General features: G+C 68.2%; 17 protein-coding genes. 12 read left to right on the forward strand and 5 right to left on the reverse strand.

Translation table 11 applies throughout. The features are described 5' to 3' along the window. Positions 1 to 5: 5 nt before the first annotated feature. The 12 genes from H6A23_RS01065 (at position 6) to H6A23_RS01120 (ending at position 14,873) form a co-directional block, all read left to right on the forward strand. On the forward strand, positions 6 to 815 hold the full coding sequence (locus tag H6A23_RS01065; protein ID WP_204830344.1) for a PTS mannose/fructose/sorbose/N-acetylgalactosamine transporter subunit IIC: 810 nt from the start codon (positions 6 to 8) through the stop codon (positions 813 to 815). Next, positions 815 to 1,648 (forward strand): PTS system mannose/fructose/sorbose family transporter subunit IID, encoded by an 834-nt coding sequence (locus H6A23_RS01070; protein ID WP_204830345.1) that lies wholly within the window; start codon positions 815 to 817, stop codon positions 1,646 to 1,648. Before H6A23_RS01065 ends, H6A23_RS01070 begins: the two co-directional genes overlap by 1 nt. A 69-nt stretch (positions 1,649 to 1,717) precedes the next feature. Beyond that, positions 1,718 to 3,217: a sulfatase-like hydrolase/transferase gene (locus H6A23_RS01075; RefSeq protein WP_204830346.1), complete on the forward strand. Its 1,500-nt coding sequence runs from the start codon at positions 1,718 to 1,720 to the stop codon at positions 3,215 to 3,217. A 60-nt stretch (positions 3,218 to 3,277) separates the two neighbouring features. Continuing rightward, on the forward strand, positions 3,278 to 4,399 hold the full coding sequence (locus H6A23_RS01080; RefSeq protein ID WP_204830347.1) for a radical SAM/SPASM domain-containing protein: 1,122 nt from the start codon (positions 3,278 to 3,280) through the stop codon (positions 4,397 to 4,399). A 51-nt stretch (positions 4,400 to 4,450) separates the two neighbouring features. Next, positions 4,451 to 5,938 (forward strand): arylsulfatase, encoded by a 1,488-nt coding sequence (locus tag H6A23_RS01085; protein WP_204830348.1) that lies wholly within the window; start codon positions 4,451 to 4,453, stop codon positions 5,936 to 5,938. 32 nt (positions 5,939 to 5,970) lie between these two features. After that, positions 5,971 to 6,582: a hypothetical protein gene (locus tag H6A23_RS01090; protein ID WP_204830349.1), complete on the forward strand. Its 612-nt coding sequence runs from the start codon at positions 5,971 to 5,973 to the stop codon at positions 6,580 to 6,582. A 72-nt stretch (positions 6,583 to 6,654) separates the two neighbouring features. After that, positions 6,655 to 7,452 carry a sulfite exporter TauE/SafE family protein gene (locus tag H6A23_RS01095; RefSeq protein WP_204830350.1) on the forward strand — a complete coding sequence of 266 codons (798 nt, stop codon included), beginning with the start codon at positions 6,655 to 6,657 and terminating at the stop codon, positions 7,450 to 7,452. A 118-nt stretch (positions 7,453 to 7,570) separates the two neighbouring features. After that, positions 7,571 to 8,896 carry a lipase family protein gene (locus H6A23_RS01100; protein ID WP_204830351.1) on the forward strand — a complete coding sequence of 442 codons (1,326 nt, stop codon included), beginning with the start codon at positions 7,571 to 7,573 and terminating at the stop codon, positions 8,894 to 8,896. A 681-nt stretch (positions 8,897 to 9,577) separates the two neighbouring features. Further along, on the forward strand, positions 9,578 to 10,657 hold the full coding sequence (pheS, locus tag H6A23_RS01105; RefSeq protein WP_286165707.1) for a phenylalanine--tRNA ligase subunit alpha: 1,080 nt from the start codon (positions 9,578 to 9,580) through the stop codon (positions 10,655 to 10,657). 137 nt (positions 10,658 to 10,794) lie between these two features. Next, positions 10,795 to 13,260 carry a phenylalanine--tRNA ligase subunit beta gene (gene pheT, locus H6A23_RS01110; RefSeq protein WP_204830352.1) on the forward strand — a complete coding sequence of 822 codons (2,466 nt, stop codon included), beginning with the start codon at positions 10,795 to 10,797 and terminating at the stop codon, positions 13,258 to 13,260. Between the two features lie 113 nt (positions 13,261 to 13,373). Further along, complete coding sequence (locus tag H6A23_RS01115; protein ID WP_204830353.1) at positions 13,374 to 14,195, forward strand: YARHG domain-containing protein; 822 nt, start codon at positions 13,374 to 13,376, stop codon at positions 14,193 to 14,195. 12 nt (positions 14,196 to 14,207) lie between these two features. Next, positions 14,208 to 14,873, forward strand: a complete 666-nt coding sequence (locus tag H6A23_RS01120) for a hypothetical protein (RefSeq protein ID WP_204830354.1) — start codon at positions 14,208 to 14,210, stop codon at positions 14,871 to 14,873. Positions 14,874 to 14,980: 107 nt separating this feature from the next. On the opposite strand, the gene H6A23_RS01125 is transcribed toward H6A23_RS01120, so the two are convergent. From H6A23_RS01125 to H6A23_RS01145, 5 genes are all read right to left on the reverse strand, one after another. Beyond that, positions 14,981 to 16,270, reverse strand: coding sequence for a hypothetical protein (locus H6A23_RS01125; RefSeq protein ID WP_204830355.1), 1,290 nt, complete (start codon positions 16,268 to 16,270; stop codon positions 14,981 to 14,983). Positions 16,271 to 16,279: 9 nt separating this feature from the next. Next, complete coding sequence (locus H6A23_RS01130) at positions 16,280 to 17,776, reverse strand: lactate racemase domain-containing protein (protein ID WP_204830356.1); 1,497 nt, start codon at positions 17,774 to 17,776, stop codon at positions 16,280 to 16,282. Positions 17,777 to 17,840: 64 nt separating this feature from the next. Beyond that, on the reverse strand, positions 17,841 to 18,677 hold the full coding sequence (locus tag H6A23_RS01135) for a triose-phosphate isomerase (RefSeq protein WP_204830357.1): 837 nt from the start codon (positions 18,675 to 18,677) through the stop codon (positions 17,841 to 17,843). Between the two features lie 42 nt (positions 18,678 to 18,719). Further along, positions 18,720 to 19,886 carry a diphosphate--fructose-6-phosphate 1-phosphotransferase gene (locus tag H6A23_RS01140; protein ID WP_204830358.1) on the reverse strand — a complete coding sequence of 389 codons (1,167 nt, stop codon included), beginning with the start codon at positions 19,884 to 19,886 and terminating at the stop codon, positions 18,720 to 18,722. Then, positions 19,887 to 21,044: a class II fructose-bisphosphate aldolase gene (locus H6A23_RS01145; protein WP_204830359.1), complete on the reverse strand. Its 1,158-nt coding sequence runs from the start codon at positions 21,042 to 21,044 to the stop codon at positions 19,887 to 19,889. Between the last annotated feature and the right edge of the window lie 116 nt (positions 21,045 to 21,160).

A 21,160-nucleotide genomic window follows, 5' to 3' on the forward strand; every position in this document is an offset into this window, starting at 1 on the left:
GAGAAATGATCCAAGCACTGCTGCTTGCCATCTGGGCGGGTCTTTGTACCTGGGACCAGTTTGGCCCGCACCTCGGATTCAGAAAGCCGCTGCTCGCCTCGGTGGGCGTCGGCATCATCCTTGGTGACATGCCCACGGCCATCATGATTGGCGCCACGATGGAGCTCATGTGGCTCGGCGTCAACAACATCGGCGCCTACGTGCCGCCCGACGTCATCTCCGGCACGATCGTGGGCGCGGCCCTCGGCATCATGTCCGGCGGCGACACCGCGAGCGCCATCGCCCTGGCCGTGGCCATCGGCATCCCCACCGCCACGCTCGTCCAGCAGCTCAACATCCTCGTGATGACCACCAACATCACGTTCCTGCACGGCGCCGACAAGGCGGCCGAGAGCGGCGAGTTCAGGTCCGTCAACAAGTACTTCTGGGCCGGCGCCGCCTGCTTCTTCCTGACCCGCGCCGTCCCGGTGTTCATCGCCACGGGCATCGGCTCGGTCGTGGTCGAGAGCATCATGAGCTTCCTGCAGAACCAGGTGCCCTGGGTCCTCTCCGCCTTCTCGACCGCGGGCGGCATGATGCCCGCCGTCGGCCTCGCGATGCTGCTCACCATGATGATGAAGAAGAACATGTGGATCTTCCTCATCTGCGGCTTTGTGCTCGCGGCCTTCCTCAAGGTCCCGACGATCGGCATCGCCCTCGTGGCCGCCGCTGCCGCGGGCTTCTATGACTTCGTCGTCGAGGGAACCAAGAAGCCCCAGGCCACCGCAGCCGTCGACGCCCCTGTCAGCGACGAGGACGAGGAGTATGATCTCTAATGGGTAAGATTTCCAAGAAGACGCTCAACCGGGTTCTCCTGAGGACCCAGGGCTGCCAGTTCGCCCACAACTACGAGCGCATGCAGTCTCTCTCGCTCACCTACTGCGTCTCCCCGGTCCTCGAGGAGCTCTACAAGGACGCCCCCAAGGAGCAGCGCGTCAAGGCGATGCAGCGCTACCTCGAGTACTTCAACACGCACCCCATCGCGATTCCGTTCATCCTCGGCATTGCCACGGCGGTTGAGGAGAACACCGACGAGGACCACAAGGACACCGTCACCGCGATCAAGACCTCGCTCATGGGCCCCTTCGCCGGCATCGGCGACTCGCTGCTCAACCTCACGTGGTTCCCGATCGCGGGCTCCATCGGCGCCTCCCTGTGCGTCGACAACGGCAGCCTCATCGGCCCGCTCGTGATGTTCCTGCTCATCAACCTCCTGTACTGGCCGCTCAAGTACTTCGGCCTGCACAAGGGCTACGAGTCCGGCATGGCGCTCGTCGACAAGTTCGGCGTCGAGGTCTTCGACCGCCTCGGCGACGCCGCCAACGTCCTCGGCGTCATGGTCACCGGCGGCCTCATCGCCACGACGGTCAAGCTCAAGACCGCCATCGAGTTCTCCTTCGGCGAGGGCGACCCGCTCGTGCTCCAGACCCAGCTCGACTCCGTCCTGCCGTGCCTGCTGCCGATCATCGTGACCTTCATCTGCTACCGACTCCTGAAGAAGGGGCAGGGCAAGAACTCCGCCCAGATCATCCTCGGCATCATCGCCGTGTGCCTGGCGCTCTTCGCCCTCAACTACTACATCCCCGGCTTCCCCAAGATCTTCTCGTAAGACGCGCCCTGCCCGCCGCCCCGCCCACCCCTCTGGGCGGGGCGCCTCGTATCAATTTTCGGAGGACCCATGAGAACCGTACTCGTCCTGATGGATACGCTGCGCCGGGACGCGCTCGGGTGCTACAACCCCGGAGGCAGCGCGCGAACCCCGAACCTCGACGCCTTCTCGAGCGAGGCGGTCACCTTCGACAACCACTGGATCGGCTCGGCGCCCTGCATGCCGGCCCGACGCGACATCATGTGCGGGCGCTACAACTTCCTCGAGCGTCCCTGGGGCCCGATCGAGCCCTTTGACGTGACGCTCGTGGACTGCCTGCGCGCCGGGGGCGTCCGCACGCACATCTCAACGGACCACTGCCACTACGCGCGCACCGGCGGCGAGGGCTACCTGCAGCTCTTCAACACCTTCGAGTTCTTCCGCGGCCAGGAGGGCGACCCGTGGGTGAGCCGCATCGACGAGCCGGACAACATGCCCGAGACCTTCTATGGCCGCGTGCGCGAGCAGTACCAGAAGAACCGCCTCAGGTGGCCCAGCGAGGAGGACATGCCCTCCCCGAGGACCTTCCGCTCCGCGTGCGAGTTCATCGACCAGAACGAGGGGAAGGACGACTTCTTCCTCATGGTCGAGGCCTTCGACCCGCACGAGCCCTTCGACGTGCCCGACCGCTACATGGACGAGTACGGCGGCTCCGAGGGGCTTGACCGCGACTACTTTGAGATCCCGCCCTACAAGCGCGTCTCCGACACCGACATCCCCGAGAGCGCCGTCGACTACGTGCAGCGCCGCTACAAGGCGCTCGTCACGATGACCGACCACTGGTTCGGAACCCTCGTCGACAAGCTCAAGGAGAAGGGCATGTACGAGGGAACGACCGTCATCGTGACCACGGACCACGGCTACTTCCTCGGGAGCCGCGACTACCTGGGCAAGAACTACATGCACATGTACAACGAGATGGCCCACCTGCCGCTGATCGTGAAGTTCCCCCACGGGGAGCGCGCGGGCGAGCGGGCCCACCAGCTCACCCAGGCCATCGACCTCATGCCCACCGTGCTCGAGGCCCACGGCTGCCCCGTGCCCGAGACCGTCATGGGCACCTCGCTCATGCCGCTCGCCACGGACGCCGCGGCGCCCACGCGCGACTACGCCCTCTACGGCGTCCACGCCATGACGGTCAACGTGACCGACGGCCGCCACACCTACTTCCGCGCGCCCGTGCCGGGCAACCAGCCCTGCTACGAGTACGCGGCGATCCCGCACACCATCCGCAAGAAGATGGGCACCGACTGCGTGGATGAGATCGAGATGGGCCGCTTCCTCTCGTGGACGGACTACCCCGTCTACAGGTTCCCGTGCAGGAAGCCCGCCAACATCGACCAGCGCGAGGACTGCCTCGAGGAGGTCCACGACTCGATGCTCTTCGACCTGGAGGCGGACTACGGCCAGACCGTGAACCTCGTGGGCAGGGACGCCGCCGCGGAGGAGCGCATGATCGGGCTGCTCAGGCGCGGCCTCGCCGAGCACGGCGCCCCCGCCGAGCAGTTCGCCCGCCTCGGCCTTGCGTAAACCTGACAAAGGTGACAGGGTAGTTTGTCAGGTTTTGGGCCGCGTGACGGGTGGAGAGACGTGAAGTACATCAGCTTCCTCATAAAGCCGGCGTCGAGCGCGTGCGACATGCGCTGCTCGTACTGCTTCTACCGTGACGTCGCGGACCACCGCGCGCACGCGGTGAGGGAGCGCATGTCGGAGGGGACCGTGCGCGCGCTCGTGGACCGGGCCCTCGGGCTCGGCCCGGACGCGCAGGTGACCTTTGCCTTCCAGGGCGGCGAGCCCACGCTCGCAGGGCTCGACTTCTTCCGCGCGTTCACGGCCTACGTGGACGCGCGCCGCACCAACCAGACCGTGAGCTACGCGCTTCAGACCAACGGCCACTCCCTCACGCCCGAGTGGGCGGCCTTCTTCCGGGAGCACGGCTTTCTCGTGGGCGTCTCCGTCGACGCCTACCGCGAGCTCCACGACAGCCTTCGCGGCGACATCCGCCTGGGGCCCACGCACGCGCGCGTCATGGAGTCCATCCGGATGCTCCGCGAGGCGGGCGTCGAGTTCAACGTGCTCACGGTGCTCTCGGCGCAGCTCGCCCGGCACCCGCAGCGGGTGTTCAAGTTCTACCAGCGCGAGAAGATCGACTACGTGCAGCTCATCCCGTGCCTGGCGGGCTTCGACGGGGAGGGGGAGGAGTACGCCCTCACCCCGCGCGCGTTCTTCTCGTTCTACCGCACGTTCTTCGACCTTTGGCTGCGCGAGGCACGCGCCGGGCGCGCCTTCTCGGTGGGGCTCTTTGACAACGTGATGCAGCTCTCGCTGGGCCAGTGGCCCCAGGCCTGCGGGATGCTCGGCCGATGCGCCCCCCAGTTCGTCGTTGAGAGCAACGGCGACGTCTATCCCTGCGACTTCTATGCCCTCGACGAGTACCGCTGCGGCAACATTAGGGAGGACTCGCTCGAGGAGATGGCCTCCTGCGCGGTCATGCGCGGGTTTCTGGCAGAGCCGCGCCGGGAGTGCGCGGCCTGCGCCGACTGCCCGTTCGAGGGGATCTGCCATCGGAACTGCAAGCGCCTCAACGCCTCGTACTATGACGAGACGTATTGCGGCTACCGGGAGTTTCTCGAGCACGCGTACAAGCCTCTCGCCGAGATGGCCCACGCGCTCGTGCGCCAGCGAATTGGGGACAGTCCCCAATTCACATAAAACGTTTCTGCAAATCGGGGACTGTCCCCAATTCACAGACAGGGAGGACTGATGGCAGGCATTTCTGATGACGGCCTCGAGAGCCGCCGTCCCAACGTCGTCCTGATCATGTGCGACCAGTTCAGGGGGGACTGCCTCGGCTTTGACGGCCACCCCGACGTGAAGACGCCCTATCTGGACACGCTCGCCGCGCAGGGCACCTACTTCGAGAACGCCCACGCCGCGTGCCCGAGCTGCATCCCGGCGCGCGCGTCGCTGCTCACGGGCACCACGCCGGCCACCAACGGCCGCGTGGGCTACCAGGACGGCGTCCCCTGGCGCTACGAGCACATGATGCCGGAGGAGTTCTCGGCCGCCGGGTACCAGACGGCGATGGTGGGCAAGATGCACGTGCACCCGCCGCGCCTGGCCTGCGGCTTCCAGCACCTGCGCCTGCACGACGGCTACATCGGCCACTACCGCAAGGCCAACCTCCCGCACTGGATGCACCAGGACGTCTCTGACGACTACCTGCGCTTCCTCCGCTCCGAGCTGGGCCCTGAGGCCGATGTCAACGGCACGGGCGTGGAGAACAACTCCTGGATCGCGCGTCCCTGGGTCTACGAGGAGCGCCTGCACCCCACCAACTGGGTCGTCGACGAGTCCATCCGCTTCCTCGAGACACGCGACCGCACCCGCCCGTTCTTCCTCATGGCGAGCTTCGTGCGCCCGCACCCGCCCTTCGACGCCCCCGCGGCCTACTACCAGCCGTACCTCGACCGTAAGCTGCGCGAGCCGGCGCACGGCGACTGGGACGACGCCGAGGCCACCGAGCGCGACGGCATGGTCCTCGACAGCCCGCACGGCTGCCGCGACGCCACGCTGCGCCACGAGGCCATGGCGGGCTACTACGGCTGCATCACGCACCTCGACCACCAGATCGGCCGGCTCATCACGGCGCTCGAGAACGACGAGACCTACGAGAACACCGTGGTGCTCTTCACGGCCGACCACGGCGAGATGCTCTTCGACCACAGCTCGTTTCGCAAGGTCCTGCCCTACGAGGGGAGCGCGCGCATCCCCCTCATCGTGCGCGTGGGCTCCAAGGTGCTGCCGGGGGGCCGGCCGGCGCCCCGGCGTTCGGACGCGGTGGTCGAGCTCATGGACGTCATGCCCACCCTGCTCGACCTCGTGGGCGCCGAGGTGCCCGATACCGTGGAGGGCTCCTCGCTCAGAGGTGAGATCACGGGCGAGAAGAACCTCGAGCGCGCCTATCTCCACGGCGAGCACGCCGGCAGCCGCGAGCAGTCCAACCAGTGGATCTTGACCGGGCACGACAAGTACGTCTGGTTCACCCAGACGGGCGTGGAGCGCTACTTCGACCTCGACGCCGACCCGCGCGAGGAGCACGATCTTTCCCGCGACCCGGCCCATGCCGAGCGCGTGGCGGAGCTCCGTGCCATACTCATAGACGAGCTGCGCGGCCGCGAGGAGGGCTACGTCGCAAACGACGAGCTCGTCGTGGGCAGGACGCCGCGCACCGTGCTCGGGAGGGACTAGGGCGCCCAGCGGGGCGCCGGGAGGAGAGGCACATGGACCTCAGGCTGATCGGAATCATCGTGGTGGCGCTCTGCGTCATCTCGCTCGTCTACACCGAGGTCCAGAAGCGCCTCATCTTCTCGCGCTACGAGAAGCTCTTCGAGCAGGGCGACTTCGAGGGCTGCCTGCGCGTCCTTGACGGGCCGGTCGCCAGAGTCGTCTACCCGCGCTACAACCAGCTCTACATGCGCCTCAACGCGCAGATGTGCCTCTCGGACGCCGAGGCGGCGCGCGCCACCATCGACGAGATGCTCGCCCTGGGCTCGAGCGACAAGCAGCGGCTCGTGCTGCTCCTGCGCGCCTTCAACTTCTTCGTGGAGCAGGAGGACTACGACCGCGCGGGCGAACTGCTCGGGGAGCTGCGCGAGAAGGCCTCGCCCGAGCAGCTCGCCGGGTGCGAGCGCACCTACGCGATCTTTGCCGAGAAGAGCTCGGCCTACATCGACCAGATGGAGGCCGAGCTCAAGGACGCCACGGGGCCGGAGCGGACCACGCTGCTCTACCTGCTCTCCGTGCAATACGAGAACAAGGGGGACACCCAGCGCGCGAACGCGTACCTCGAGCAGGTGCGCGACGTCTTCGAGGCGAGCCCTCCCGACGCATAGGCCCTCCCGTCGGCTGGCTCCCGCCCCGCCTGAGGAGGGGGCGTTCCGTTTTGCAACCATGAGGAGTGAGGCATGAGCCTTCAGTTTGTCCCCGTCTTTGTTGTCTGCTTCCTCGCGTCCCTCCTCGGCCCGCTCTGCGGGATAGGGGGCGGCGTGATCATCAAGCCCATCGTCGACGCGATGGGGGTCATGAGCGTGAGCGCCGTGAGCTTTCTCTCGAGCGTCTCCGTGCTCGTGATGTCCCTTTCGACGCTTATCCAGAACGCCGCGACACACTCGTCCTCGATCGACTCCCGGAGGCTCGTCCCCATTGCCGCGGGCTCCGCGGTGGGAGGGGTCTGCGGCAAGGTCGTGTTCAACCAGCTGAGCGCGGTCTTCCCCGACGCCGACCTCGTGGGCGCCGTCCAGGCCGCGGTGCTCATCGCCCTCTCCGTTCTGGTGCTGGCCTACACCCTCAACAAAGCCCGCATCGAGGGCATGAGGCTGGAGAGCCCGGCGGCCCAGGCCGTCATCGGCTTTCTGGCCGGCGCGTGCTGGTCTTTTCTGGGCATTGGCGGCGGCCCCTTCAACCTGGCCATCCTCGTGTTCTTCTTCGCCATGGAGAGCAAGGTGGCGGCCCAGGCGTCGCTCTTCATCATCGCGTTCTCGCAGTCCGCGAGCCTGCTCTACTCGCTTGCGAGTGGCGTCATGCCGGAGTTCGAGATCGCCGTGCTCGTGGGGATGTGCCTCATGGCGGTGCTCGGGTCCGTCGTGGGGCGCAAGCTGCTGAGGCACATGGACGGCTCGGCCGTCGACCGGCTCTACATCTTCGCGCTGCTGCTCATCATCGTCATCTGCGCGTACAACTTCGTGCGCTTCGCGCTCCTCTAGGAACTCGACCCCCCTCGGCGCCCCGCCGTCTTCCTAACGGTTTCTTCACGTTGCCCGGCGGCCGTCACCTGCGGCGCGTTGCCGGGTATCATGGTCAAAAGGGCGGACGGAGGTGGCAATGCAGCTTCACGGCGGGAGACGGGCGCGTCCCAGGAGGCGGCGGAGCCTGCTGTTTGCCCTGCTCGTCACCGTGGTCCTGCTCGACAGCGCCACGCTTGCCGGTGCCGCGGTGCTGCACGCCCGCCGCATCGAGCAGGCGACGGGCACCAACGCGGTGATCGCGCCCGAGGTCAGCGCCGTGGAGCGCCCCTCGTCGTTCACGACGAGCATCGAGTACGCCGCCCTCTTCTCGGGGGAGGGCCACCAGGTCAGCTCCTCGGTCGTGTGGGACGACGAGTGGTTCTTCCAGGACCCCACCGCCTACAACCAGGAGCTCGCGCACACCTGCGCCGTCCTGTCCGCCGTGGCCAACGCGGAGAGCGCGTACTACCAGCAGGGCTCGACCGCGCCCGCCTTTGCGGAGAACGCGTTTGCGAGCCTGGGCTTCGACGAGGTCTCCACGGCGTCCTATCGATATCGCAGCGAGGTGCTCGACGAGCTGAGGGGGCTTCTCGACGGGACCGATGTCGTCGCCTACACCCTTGCGACCAAGCGCCTGCGCTCCCGGGAGACCGGGGCCGAGAAGGAGCTCTGCGTCGTGGTGGTGCGCGGGTCATATGGGTCCGAGTGGCTCTCCAACGTTCGGATCGAGGGGACCTCCGACGTGGCGAGCGAGCTGGGGGATGCCGACCACCTCGGCTTCACGCTCGCCGCCGCGGAGATCGTCGCCGACCTCGAGGCGCGCGCCGCCGAGCTCGAGCCCGGGGTGGAGCGGAGCTACCTCTTCTGCGGGCACAGCCGCGGCGGCGCGGTGGCCAACCTCCTGGCGAGCTACGCGGACGGCGCCGCCGGGGCCCACGGCGCGATTCCCTCCGCCAGCGACGTGCGGGCGTACACCTTTGCCACGCCCAACTGCACCTCCGCGGACGATGCGCGCGGGTCCGCCTACGACAACATCTTCAACGTGCTCAACCCCTCCGACCTCGTGCCGCGCCTGCCCCTCTCGGGGTGGGGCTACGGGCGCTACGGGCAGGACGTGTGGCTGCCCGCGGAGGGGCAGGAGGGGTTTGGCCGCGCGTATGCCGCCATGCGCTCGTCGTATGAGGGGAGCATGGGGGCGGAGTGCCCATACGACCCGTCCGATCGAGAGACGGTGGAGCGGGTGGTCAACGAGCTTGCCGGGGAGGTCTCGAGCTTCGAGGAGCTGACGTCGCCCGCGGGCCTGCTCACGCTGACGCGGCTCTGCCTGAGCGTCGACGTGGGGCGCCTCCTCGCCAGCCACTATCCCAACACCTACATCGCATGGCTCGACGCCGCGGACGCCTCCGCCCTGACGTTCTCGTAGCAGCTGGCTTGGTGCGGGCGCGAGGGGGTCCGTTTCTGCGCAATTGGGGCCTTGGTGCGAATCGTTTGGTCCCGCCTGCGCAATCAGCGCCTTGGTGCGAAGCCATTTCGCTCAGGCATGCGCCCTGCGACCGCCCGCTGATGCTTTCATCTCACATAATCGCAGGTGGCCGGAAGGCGCCTTTCCTCCATAGGGTGAAAAACCCTTCGCACCAAGGCTCTGATTGCGCGGGCGGGGCTCGATTCTTCGCACCAAGGGGGTAATTGCGCATGGAGGTGCGTCGCCTGCCTGGCTGTGCTACCATGTCACGCTAGGCGATGACGGAGAGGTCTGGGCGTCGCGTTGCCAGCGGACAAGAGATGGGGGTCACCGGCTGAGAGCCCCCTCCAAGGCAGAGGCCCGGAGTTCACTCCACCAGCCGCGACCTGAACGGTCGTGCGGCGCGCAGAGGGGACAGTCACTTCTGCACGCTCGGACGGTCACGCGCGACACGCGCGAAAGCGACCGCCCCCTCCGCACGCTCAGTAGGGAAGCCGGGGGTCCCACGGAACGGGGCATAACGAGAGGGCGTGCGGGAGAGAAAACCCGCCCGTCAACCGAGGTGGTACCGCGGAGCATTCCGTCCTTGGGCAGCAGCATGGCTGCCGGAGGGCGGCTTTTTAGTAGAGAAGGGATTGCACGATGTCGATGTCCGACGACCTCAAGGCGATTGAGGCTCAGTTCCAGCAGGGGCTCGCCGCCGCCGAGACCATGGAGGCCCTCGAGGCCCTGCGCGTGAGCGTGCTCGGCAAGAAGGGCTCGCTCACCCAGATCATGCGCTCCATGGGCAAGGTTGCCCCCGAGGAGCGCCCGGCCATGGGCCAGCTTGCCAACACCGTGCGCGGCAACGTGGACGCCGCGCTCAAGGCACGCCGCGAGGAGCTCTCCGCCGCGCTCCTGGAGCAGAAGATGGCCGCCGACGCCGTCGACGTGACGCTGCCGGGCCGCCGCCTCTCCCAGGGCACCCAGCACCTCATCAGCCAGATCCGCGAGGAGGTCGAGGACATCTTCGCGGGGCTCGGCTACACCGTCGAGGACGGCCCCTACGTGGAGACCACCTGGTACAACTTCACCGCGCTCAACGCCCCGGAGGACCACCCCAGCCGCTCGGCCAAGGACACCTTCTACCTCGTGGATAACGCCCCGGGCACCGTGGCGCACGCCGAGGAGACCAACGTCCAGGGTGAGTCCGACATCCTGCTGCGCACCCAGACCTCCGGCGTCCAGGTGCACGTGATGGAGAACAAGAAGCCGCCCATCTACATGATCTGCCCGGGCACGGTTTTCCGCCCGGACACGGCCGACGCCAACCACCTTCCGCAGTTCACGCAGATCGAGGGCCTGGTCGTGGACGAGGGCATCACCTTCGGCGACTTCAAGGGCACGATGGACTACTTCCTGCGCCAGATCTTCGGCAAGGACCGCGCCACGCGCTACCGCCCGCACTTCTTCCCCTTCACCGAGCCCTCCTGCGAGGTCGACGTCTCCTGCGGCGTCTGCGGCGGCAAGGGCTGCCGCTTCTGCAAGGGCACCGGCTGGCTCGAGATCCTGGGCGCCGGCATGGTCGACCCCAACGTGCTCGAGTACTGCGGCATCGATGCGGAGAAGTACACCGGGTTCGCGTTCGGCATGGGCGTCGAGCGCATCGCGTGCCTGCGCTACGACCTGCCCGACCTTAGGATGCTCATGACTGGCGACATGCGCTTCCTCCGTCAGTTCTGACAAAGGTGCCGGGGCATTTTGTCATGATGACAAAGGTGACCGGGGAGATTGTCATCATTCGCACCAATCTCAGGCACCAGTGAAACCCTCAGAACCAGCGGAAACATGTTTCGAATCGCGCGAGAAGGAGAAGAAGAATGCGCGTCTCATATGAGTGGCTCAAGAGCATGGTCGACGTGCCGGCGGACCCCGCCGAGCTCGTGGCCGAGTTCACCCGCACCGGCACCGAGGTCGAGGGCGTGGAGAAGGTCGGCGCCAACCTCGAGCACGTGGTCACGGCCCAGGTCGTGAGCAAGAAGCCCCACCCCGACTCCGACCACATGTGGCTCTGCCAGGTCAGCGTTGGCGACAAGAACGTGGATGCGGACGGCAATCCCGTTCCCCTGCAGATCGTCTGCGGCGCCCAGAACTTCAACGAGGGCGACCACATCGTCACCGCCATGATCGGCGCGGTGCTGCCCGGCGACTTCAAGATCAAGAAGAGCAAGCTGCGCGGCGTCGAGTCCTGCGGCATGAACTGCTCGGCCCGCGAGCTGGGCCTCGGCAACGACCACGAGGGCATCATGATCCTGCCCGAGGACGCCCCGGTGGGTATGGACTTCACCGACTACCTCGGCATGTCCGACACCGTGATCGACTGCGAGATCACGCCCAACCGCCCCGACTGCCTCTCCATGACCGGCATCGCCGCCGAGGTCGCCGCCATCCTGGACGAGGACACCCACATCGAGCTGCCGAGCGTCAAGGTCGAGCAGGGCCCCAACGCCGCCGACCTCGTCGACGTGACGATCGCCGACCCCGAGCTCTGCCCGCGCTACACCGCGCGCGTCGTGCGCAACGTGAAGATCGGCCCCTCGCCCGACTGGCTCGCCCAGCGCGTGGCCGCCGCCGGCGGGCGCTCGATCAACAACGTTGTGGACGTGACCAACTACGTGATGTACCTCACGGGCCAGCCGCTCCACGCCTTCGACCTGGGCAAGCTCACCGAGCGCGACGGACGCCGCCACATCGTGGTGCGCGCCGCGGCGGACGGCGAGCGCCTGACGACGCTCGACGGCCAGGAGCGCGTGCTCACGCACGACATGTGCCTCATCACCGACGACGGCGCGACCCCGATCGCCCTTGCCGGCGTCATGGGCGGCCTCGACTCCGAGATCACGGAGGAGACCGTGGACGTCCTTCTCGAGAGCGCGAACTTCTCGAGCGGCCACACCTCCCGCACGAGCCGCAACCTCGACCTCATGAGCGAGGCCTCCATCCGCTACGAGCGCAAGGTCGACGGCACCAACTGCGCCAACGTTGCCGAGATCGCGGCGGCGCTCTTCGAGGAGTGCTGCGGCGCCGAGGTCTGCCCCGGCATCGTGGACGTCTATCCCGGCGAGGCCGACGACGCGCCGGTCAAGATCAACTTCCGCCCGTACCGCGCCCGCGCGCTCGCCGGCGCCCCCATCACCAACTCGTTCATGATGTCGCGCCTCGAGCGCCTCGGCTGCACGGTCGAGAAGAACGACATCGCGCACTACGTCGTGACCGCCCCGACCAACCGCCCCGACCTCACCCGCGAGGTCGACCTCATCGAGGAGGTCGTGCGCCTCTGGGGCGAGGGCGACATCGAGCCCACCATCCCCGCCGCGAAGAACCACGCCGGCGGCCTCACGCCCGAGCAGCGCCGCGTGCGCAAGATCGGCCAGGTCCTGCGCGCCTGCGGCCTCTCCGAGACCTCCACGTACTGCTTCGCCGCGCCGGACGACCTCGCTCGCCTGGGCATCCCCGAGACCGGCCGCGGCGTGCCCGTGAAGATCATCCGCCCGCTCGTGGCCGAGCAGTCCGAGATGCGCCGCGACATGCTCCCGGGCCTGCTGCGCTCGGTGGCGTACAACCTCGACCACGGCGTCTCGAACGTGGCGCTCTACGAGATCGGCCGCGTCTTCTTTGGCAAGGAGCACGCGAGCCTGCCCGACGAGCCGAGCTACGTCTGCGGCGTCCTGTGCGGCAAGCGCGCCGACGACGCCTGGAACCAGCGCTTCGACGAGTATGACTTCTTCGACGCCAAGGGCGTGGTCGAGGAGCTCCTGGACGCCCTGCGTCTCACGAAGGTCCGCTTCAAGGTGGCCGACCCCAAGCAGTACCCGTGGCTCCAGCCCGGCCGCGCCGCCGAGGTGCTCTCGCGCGGCGAGGTCATCGGCTGGGTGGGCAACGTCCACCCGCGCGGCCTCAAGGCCATGGGCGTGGACGAGCCCGTGGTGGCCTTCGAGCTCTCCCAGGCGGCGCTCTTGCGCCTCTCCGCGGACGAGCTGCCCTACGAGGACGTGCCCACGCTGCCAGGCGTGGACGTGGACCTCGCCATCGTCGTGGACGAGTCCGTGACCTGCGAGACCCTCATGCAGCGCATCACCTCCGCCGGCGGCAAGCTGCTCGCCGACGCCCGCCTCTTCGACGTCTACCGCGATGACGAGCGCGTGGGCAAGGGCAAGAAGTCCATGGCCTTCTCGCTCACCTACCGCGCGGCCGACCGCACCCTCACCTCCGACGAGGTGGAGAAGGCGCACGCCAAGCTCGTGACCAAGGTCTGCAAGGCCACCGGCGGCGAGGTCCGCAGCTAACCTGACAAAGGTGTCAGGGTCGTTTGTCATGGTCGCGGCCGGGCGCACAACGCGTCCGGCCGCGCCGCGTTAGGGTTACACTGTTTCTACGAGTGATGCTGCGAGGAGGGCCTATGTTCTGCACCAACTGCGGCGCCGAGGTTTCCGACGGCGCAAAGTTCTGCGACACGTGCGGCGCCCCCGTCGGCGCGGGCGACGCTGACAAGACCGCCGTCGCCCCTCCGGGCGCGCCTACGCCGCCCGCCTCCCCGACGCCCGAGCAGGGCTCCCCCGCGCCGCGTACCCACGGCAGCTCCGTCGTGGCCGTCGTCATGTCCGTCGTCGCGCTCGTCGCGGTGGTCGCGCTCGTCGTGGTGGTGGCCAACCCCTTTGGCGCCGGCTCGCAGCCCGCGTCCGAGCAGCCGGCGCAGGAGCAGCCGGCGGACGGCGCGGACCCCGCCGAGGAGCCGTCGAGCGCGGGCGAGAAGGACGACGAGGGCGCCGCGCAGGACGCCGGCCCCGAGGACGACGCGGGCGCCGATGACGCCGCGGCGGATGAGGCGGACGCCGCAGCCGGCACGCAGCAGAACAACGTCGTCGTGGTGGTGGAGGGCAACGACCACGCGCCCGCCCCGCCCCGCTCGACCGTCGTGCACACGAGCTCCGACGACTACATCCTCCCGTACAGCGCAACGTACGAGTACTCCACGAGCGAGATCTCCCACCTGAGCGACTGGGAGCTCTACCTCGCGAGAAACGAGATCTACGCCCGTCACGGCCGCGAGTTCAGAAACGACGACCTCGTCCGCTACTTCGGTGACAAGTCCTGGTACACCCCGCTCTACTCCCCGGATGACTTCGACGCGCGCGTGGACTCGTTTCTCAGCTACACCGAGCAGCGCAACGCCGCGACGATCCTCTCGCTCGAGCAGTCGCGCGGCTCCGCCTACATCTAGCCCGGAGGTTCCATGCCAAGCTGGAACATACATGTCGCGCACGTGGAGCGTCTGCTCCGGGAGGAGGGTGCGGCCGCCCTTGGCGTCCGCGACCCCAACGCGTTTCTCATGGGCAACCTCGCGCCGGACATCTACGTGGGCTACATGGTGCCCGACATCACGTATCGCATCGACTACAAGCTCACGCACCAGGCGTTGCGCGAGCACATCCCGCTGCCCAGCTACGACGAGTTCTGGAGCTTCTACGTGGCGCGCCAGGAGCGGGTGAGCGACCTTGCGCTCGGCGCGTGGGCGCATCTCGTGACCGACCACGTCTACAACGCCCACACGCGCCGCTACCTGGAGCTCATCGGCGTGAAGCCCGGCGAGCGGGCGCGCATCGGCAAGCAGGCGGACTTCGCGCTCTTTGGGCGCACGCTCGACATCTCTATGGTCCCGAGCGTCGGCGAGTCCCTGCTCGAGCAGTGCGCCGCCTTCCCGCCGTACACGATCCTCGAGCGCGACGCGCGCGCCGCCGCGGACGTGGCCCGACGGATCGTCGAGAAGAACTGCGAGGAGCACGTGAGCGGCGTACCCGTCTACCAGCTGCTCAGCGCGGAGTTCTTCGAAACGGCCCGCCAGGAGGCGCATGACACCATCGTGCGCGGCCTGCGCTTGTTCGCCGGCCGCCGAGGCTAGTCCCGGCACGGGAAAGCGCGCCCCCTGCGCGGCCCTTCTCGCATTGCCGCAGATGGCGAGAAGAACGTGGCACAGGGGGCGTGCCTGAGGGGGCGTGCGGCGCTGCCCTAGGGGCGTCCGAGCGTGCGGAACATGAGCCGCTTGTAGGCCTCCACCCCCGGCTGGTCGAAGGGGTTGACGTCGAGCAGGCTCGCCGAGAGGTAGCACGAGAACATGAGGAAGTAGAGGAGCCTTCCCAGGTGCTCGGCGTCCAGGCGGTCGAGCTCGATGGTGGGGCAGGGGAGCGTCGGCGCGTGCGCGGCGCGCGTGGCCGCGAAGCTCGCTTTGTTGATGTCCCAGAAGTCGGCGCCGTCGAGGTAGCCGAAGCGGTCGTCGATGTCCGAGCCCCCCAGGACGAGGGAGTCTCCCTCGCCGGGCTCGACGACGTCGAGGAAGGTCTCCATGAGCTGGCGGGTTCCGTCCTGGACGTACTGTCCCAGGCTGTGGAGCTCCTCGGAGTACTCGGCCGAGGCGGGGAAGAGGCCACGTCCGCGCTTGCCCTCGCTCTCGGCAAAGAGCTGCTCGTACCATTTGGAGAGCCACCGGAAGCGTGGCTCGAAGAAGCTCAGGAGCTCCACGCGCAGCCCCGCGTCCCAGGCGAGCCTGCGGATGAGCGCGTAGCGCCAGGCGGCGTTTGCCAGGGGGTCCCCCGTGCCGTCGCGCAGGAGCGCCTCCTCGGAGCGGGCGCCGGCCACGAGGGCGCGGACGTCGGCGCCGGCGAAGGCGAGCGGCAGGAGGTGCACCTCGGTGAGCGCGGTGAATCGGCCGCCCACGGGCTCGGGGAAGGTCGTGAACGCGTAGCCGTGGGCGTGGCAGAGCCCCTCGAGGTGCGAGCCCGGCGTGCCGCAGCAGACGATGCGCGACGCCGCGTCCTTCTCGCCATATCTCCTGTCGAGCCATTGTCGCAGCAGCCGGAAGGACGAGCCGGGCTCCAGCGTCTCGAAGTTCTTGGCCACGCAGTCGATGACGACCTCGTGACCCTCCAGGTCCTCCAGGACGCGCCGCAGCTCAAAGGCGGAGAGCGTGTTGCCCGCATAGATGATGCGGTGCGCCCCGTCGAGCGAGCCGTCCCGGGCGCCCAGGGCGGCGAGCACCGCGCGGGTGGCGTTGTTGGAGCCGCCGACGCCAATGAGGACGAAGGTGTCCGCCCTCTCGCGCAGCTGCGCGGCAAGGCTCTCGATCTGGGCGATCTTCTCGTCCGAGGCCCAGTTATCCACGTGGAGCCAGCCGAGCGATCCCGCGTGGCGCTCTTCGCCTGCCTGGCAGCGCGCGAGCACGTCCGCGCGCTCGACCGAGGCCCGGGTGACCTCCTCCGAGCTCACCCGGGCGCCGAGATACGTCTCGTTAAGCCGAAGCATCCGCTGTGCCTAACAGCCGCAGGGGTGCGCGGGGGCGTCGTCGCGGAAGTGGCTGTTCTGGGACGGGTCCTTCATGCAGAGGTGCGGCACGGCGCGGTTGTAGGCGTGCGGCAGCGCCAGGATGGTGGGGTTGCCGTCGGTGAACTTGCGCGTGGCGTCGGCGATGGCCTCCTCGAAGGTCGGGCGGGTCTTGAGGCCCATGGTGCGGGCGATGCCGGGCTTCTGCGCGCCCACGATGTAGGTGGCGCTGAGGTACTTCTCGGCAAGGTTTCCGCAGGTCATCATGCTGAAGCCGTGGAACGGGTGGAAGGCGCCCGCAAAGCGGTACTTGCGGATGTACTCCTCGTTGGTGGCGAAGTACTCGCCGTACTTGATCATCTCGTCGAGGGTGTTCATCTTGTCTGACTGCCAGAGCTCCCACTGCTCGCGCAGGTAGGGCCAGCGCTCGTCGTGGAACCAGCCGTTGCAGTAGCTGGCGATGACAAAGACGCAGTGGTCGGAGAGGATGCGCTTGTGGCGGATGACCTGGGCGGAGACGGCCTGCATCATCTGGATGGGGTTGGTGCCCATGCCGTCGCCGTAGTGGAAGTTGGTGGGCATGCCCATGACCACGATGTCGTACTTCTTCTCGGCCCAGTGCACGTAGGTGCGCTTGTCGGCGAGCTTCCAGGAGACGGGCTGCATCTCGGCGGCGTAGCCGGAGAAGATGGCGATCTGGCGGCTCCAGGTGTCGAGCACGGCGTCCACGCAGAAGAACTTCTTGCCCATCTTCTCTTCCATGAACATGCCCTGCTGGTCGAACTTGTCGCGCATAAGGGAGGAGGTGGAGACGGGGACGAAGTCCGGGCGGCTCATGACGCGCGGCACGTGGTGCGCGCTGATGGAGCGCCAGTGGGTGATGCCGGTGGCGCAGTGCTTGTAGCCGCCCGAGTAGCCACCGTAGGGGTTGCCCTGCGTGTGGCCGATGAGGATGGCGATGTCGGCGTCATAGACGTACTTGTTCATGATCACGTGGTCGCCCTGCGGCGTGAAGCCGAGGTCGACGAGGTGGTCGTAGTCCTCGGAGTCGTGGCTCGTGATCTGCCCCGTGCCCTCGAACTCGCTGTAGAGCTCCTCGCCCAGGATGAGCCTGGCCTCGGCGGTGGAGGTGCGGGGGTGCAGGCCGTTGGAGAAGAGCAGGAGCACGTCGTCGTGGGAGACGCCGTTGGCGAAGAGCTCGTCGAGGCAGGCGCGGATGGCCACCTTGCGGTGCGCGGTGGGCTGCGTGCCGCCCTTCACGATGTCGGGGATGACGATGACGACCTTGGCGCCGGGGTGCGCGAGGTCGGCGAGCGGCTCCATGCCGATGGGGTTGCGGATGCTCTCGAGCGTGGCGTTATAGAGGCTGTCCCAGTCCTGGGGCAGGCACTCGGGGTCCTTGACGGTCTCGCCGGTGACGAAGACGTCGGTGCTGTCGGGCAGCTCGGCCCCGAGCATGCCGTTGCCGTACTCAAAGTCCAGATGCATGGGTTTCCTTTCTGTGGGGGGTGGCGTGCGAAAGTGACTCAAAAGGGGACTGTCCCCTTTTGAGTCACGAGAGGTAGAGGTCGACGATCTGGGCGTACTCGTCGGGGTAGAAGCCGATCTCGCCGGTGAAGCGCGTGAGGGCGATGAGGCCGCCGTCGACCTCAGGGATGCCGGCGAGCATCTCGGCGTTGTCGGCCTTGAGGCCGCCGCCGTAGACCACGTCGACGCCGGGCACGACGCCCTTGACGAGGCGGGCGACCTTGGCGATGTAGGGCGCGTCGGCGGGCGTCTTGCCGGGGCCGATGCTCCAGACGGGCTCGTAGGCTATGCGCACGCCGGAGAGGTCCGCGCCCTCGAGGCCCTGGGTCAGCTGGGCGGTGAGGACGGCCTCCCAGTCGTCGACCTCCTCCTCGCGCTCGCCCATGCAGAAGAGCACCTTGAGGCCGGCCGCCTGCGCGGCGCGGACCTCGCGGGAGAGGATGCGGCTCACGGCGGCCTCCACCTCGGCCGGGTCCGCCCCGACCTCGCCGAGGATCGCGCGGAGGTTCATGCGCTCCTCGCAGTGGCCGACGAGCGCCCACCCGCAGCCGAGCTGGGCGACGGAGTTGGCGGTGCGCAGCGTGGTGAAGGCGCCGAAGTTGCCGCCCGGGGCGGTGTCGGCCCCATGGACGCCCTGGCAGCCAATGCCGAGCGGGCTGCCCTCGGCGGCGGCGCAGGCGCCCACAAGGTGCGCCTCGGGGAGAAACGCCGCAAACTCCGCGACGCCCGCGTACTTCTCGGCAACGCCCCTGATGGACGCGGCGACGGCCTCGCCCCAACGCGCGGGCTCGGCAAGGCGGTTCACGCCGCCGCGCTCGGGGGTGATGTCAAAGCGCTTGAGGTTGAGGAAGATGTGCTTCATGAAGGGGTCCTCTCTTTTGGCTGGCTACAACCGTCCCGCGCGTCAGACGAAGCTCGCGAAGCGGGGGAGGGCGGGTCCCAGCAGCGGGCGGCACCAGCTGCGGAACGCGTCGGTCACGCCGTTGCCGCGCTCGTTGATGTACTCGTCTGGCATCGTGCGCTCGTCGAGCATCACCCGCTCGATGGGGATGCGGGTGAGACGCGCCTCGTAGGGCTCGCTGGAGACGCGCTCGATGCCCACCATCGTGCCGGAGTCGCCCTCGAGCACGGCGCGGGTGGCCTCGCGCCCGCAGGCGACGGCCTCCTCGCGGTCGACGGGGCTCTGCCAGGCGATGGAGGCGCGGCCGATGAGGCCGGGCTTCTCGGAGCGTGCCTTGTAGCCGAGCTCGGAGATCACGAGCCTGGCGAGGTGCGCGGAGACGTCGCCGAAGTACGTTGCCCTGCCCACGGTCATGAGGGGCGGGGCAACGGGGGCCCCGTCGGCTGTGTGCAGGCCCTCGCTCACCACCACGACGCCCGAGCCCTTCTCGTCGATGAGGCGCTGGGCGTCATCGAGGAAGGCGCGCTCGTCGAAGTCGCGCTCGGGCAGGTAGATGAGGTCGGGGCCGCCGCAGCCGGACTCGTCGGCAAAGCAGCTCGCGGCCGTGACCCAGCCGGCGTTTCTGCCCATGGCCTCCACGATGACGATGTGGATGGGCAGCCCGCGCACGTCGCAGCAGATGGCCGACGTGGTCGCCGCCATGTAGCGCGCCGCGCTCGCGAAGCCGGGCGCGTGGTCGGTTACCGCGATGTCGTTGTCCATGGTCTTGGGGATTCCCACCACGTCGACGGGCACGCCCTCCTCGCGGCAGGCGCGCCAGATCTTGCCGCAGGTGTCCATCGTCCCGTTGCCGCCGGTGCAGAGGAGCCAGCGGATGCCCTGGTCGCGCAGGGCGTGCGCGAGCGCGCGGTAGTCCTCGTTCTCGAGGGGGGTGCGGCTCGTGCCGATGGCCGAGGAGGGCGAGAAGGGCAGCAGGTCGAGCTTCTCGCGCGGCACCTGGCCAAAGTCCACGAGCCTGCCCTCGGCGATGCCGCCCACGCCGCCGAGAGCGCCGAGCACCCGCCCGACGCCCGGCGTGCCCAGGGCCTCGTCGACGGCGCCATAGAGCGACGCGTTGATGACCGCGGTGGGACCGCCGCCGTGGACGACGAGCAGGCCGTCTGCCGCCATCTAGATCCCCGCCCTCTCGTAGCGCTCGGCCATCTCCTCGAGCGTGACGAGCTCGGCGTCGGGCGCGTGGCCGTAGCTGCCGAACTCGACGATGAGGGTGGCCACGGCCTCCTTCACGCCGGCCTCTATGGCCCGGACGAGTGCCGCGCGGTCGTCGTCCTCCACCACGCCGTACATGACGGTGTCGTAGACGGCGGGGAGGAAGACGCGCGGGTCGGGATTCTCGGGGTGCTCCCTGAGCAGCTGGTAGACGCCGCCGATTGACGGGCTCTCCCGGAGCTCCGGGCGCGTGGCGAAGAGCTCGCGCATGTTGCGGGTCACCGCGAGGCGGATGTCGGTGTCCACGTTGATCTTGCTGATGCCGGCGGGGATCGCGGCCTTGAGCTCGTCGAGGCTGATGCCGTGGGCGTTTTGGATGCTGCCGCCGAGGGCGTTGATCTCACGCACGATGTAGGCGGGGACGGTCGAGGAGCCGTGGCTCACGAGCGCGCAGTCGAGCCCCTCGTGGGCCAGGCACTCGCGGATGGCGATGGGGATCTCGCGGCGGAGCTTGACGTCCGCGCCCTTGGAGGGGCCGTGCATGGTGCCGTAGCTGATGGCGAGGGCGTCCACCTTGGTGCTGCGGACAAACTCGACCGCGGCGAGCGGGTTGGTGTAGGTGCTCGACGCGGCAAAGACGTGGTCCTCCACGCCGGCGAGCACGCCGAGCTCGCCCTCCACGGAGACGCCGCGCGGGTGCGCGTACTTGACGACCTCGCGCGTGAGCTCCATGTTCTCCTTGAGCGGAAGCGACGAGCCGTCGATCATGACGGAGGTGTAGCCGCCCGCGATGGCGGCCTTCACGCTCTCCATGTCACGGCCGTGGTCGAGGTGCAGGACCACGGGGACGGGGCTGTGCTCGCCGTACCTCTTCACGGCCTCGCCGATGTTCCTGGCGCCGACGATCTTGTCCTCGACCGTGCCGTTGGCAAAGTCCGCGCGCCCTCCCATGAAGGCGTTGGCGAGGTCGGCGCCCTGCAGGATGGCGGCGCTCCTCAGCATCTCGTGGACCTCGATCACGGCCTTCGCCTGGCAGACCGCGTTGACGTTGAACGCCCCCTGTGCGTAGCCGCCCCGGCGCGCGGCGTCCAGGACGGGCTTGAGTGGAACGAGTGCCATGTGACCATCTCCTTGTTCGTGCCCGGGCCCCGGGCGCTGGTTGGCTGTGGCTCTGACTGCTTCTCGTTGCTTCGTGCGGTGGCGCTGGCTCCGTGCGCGCCGGCGGGGCCCTTCTC

Source organism: Olsenella uli (assembly GCF_016900775.1).
Taxonomy (GTDB): Bacteria; Actinomycetota; Coriobacteriia; order Coriobacteriales; family Atopobiaceae; genus Thermophilibacter; species Thermophilibacter uli_A.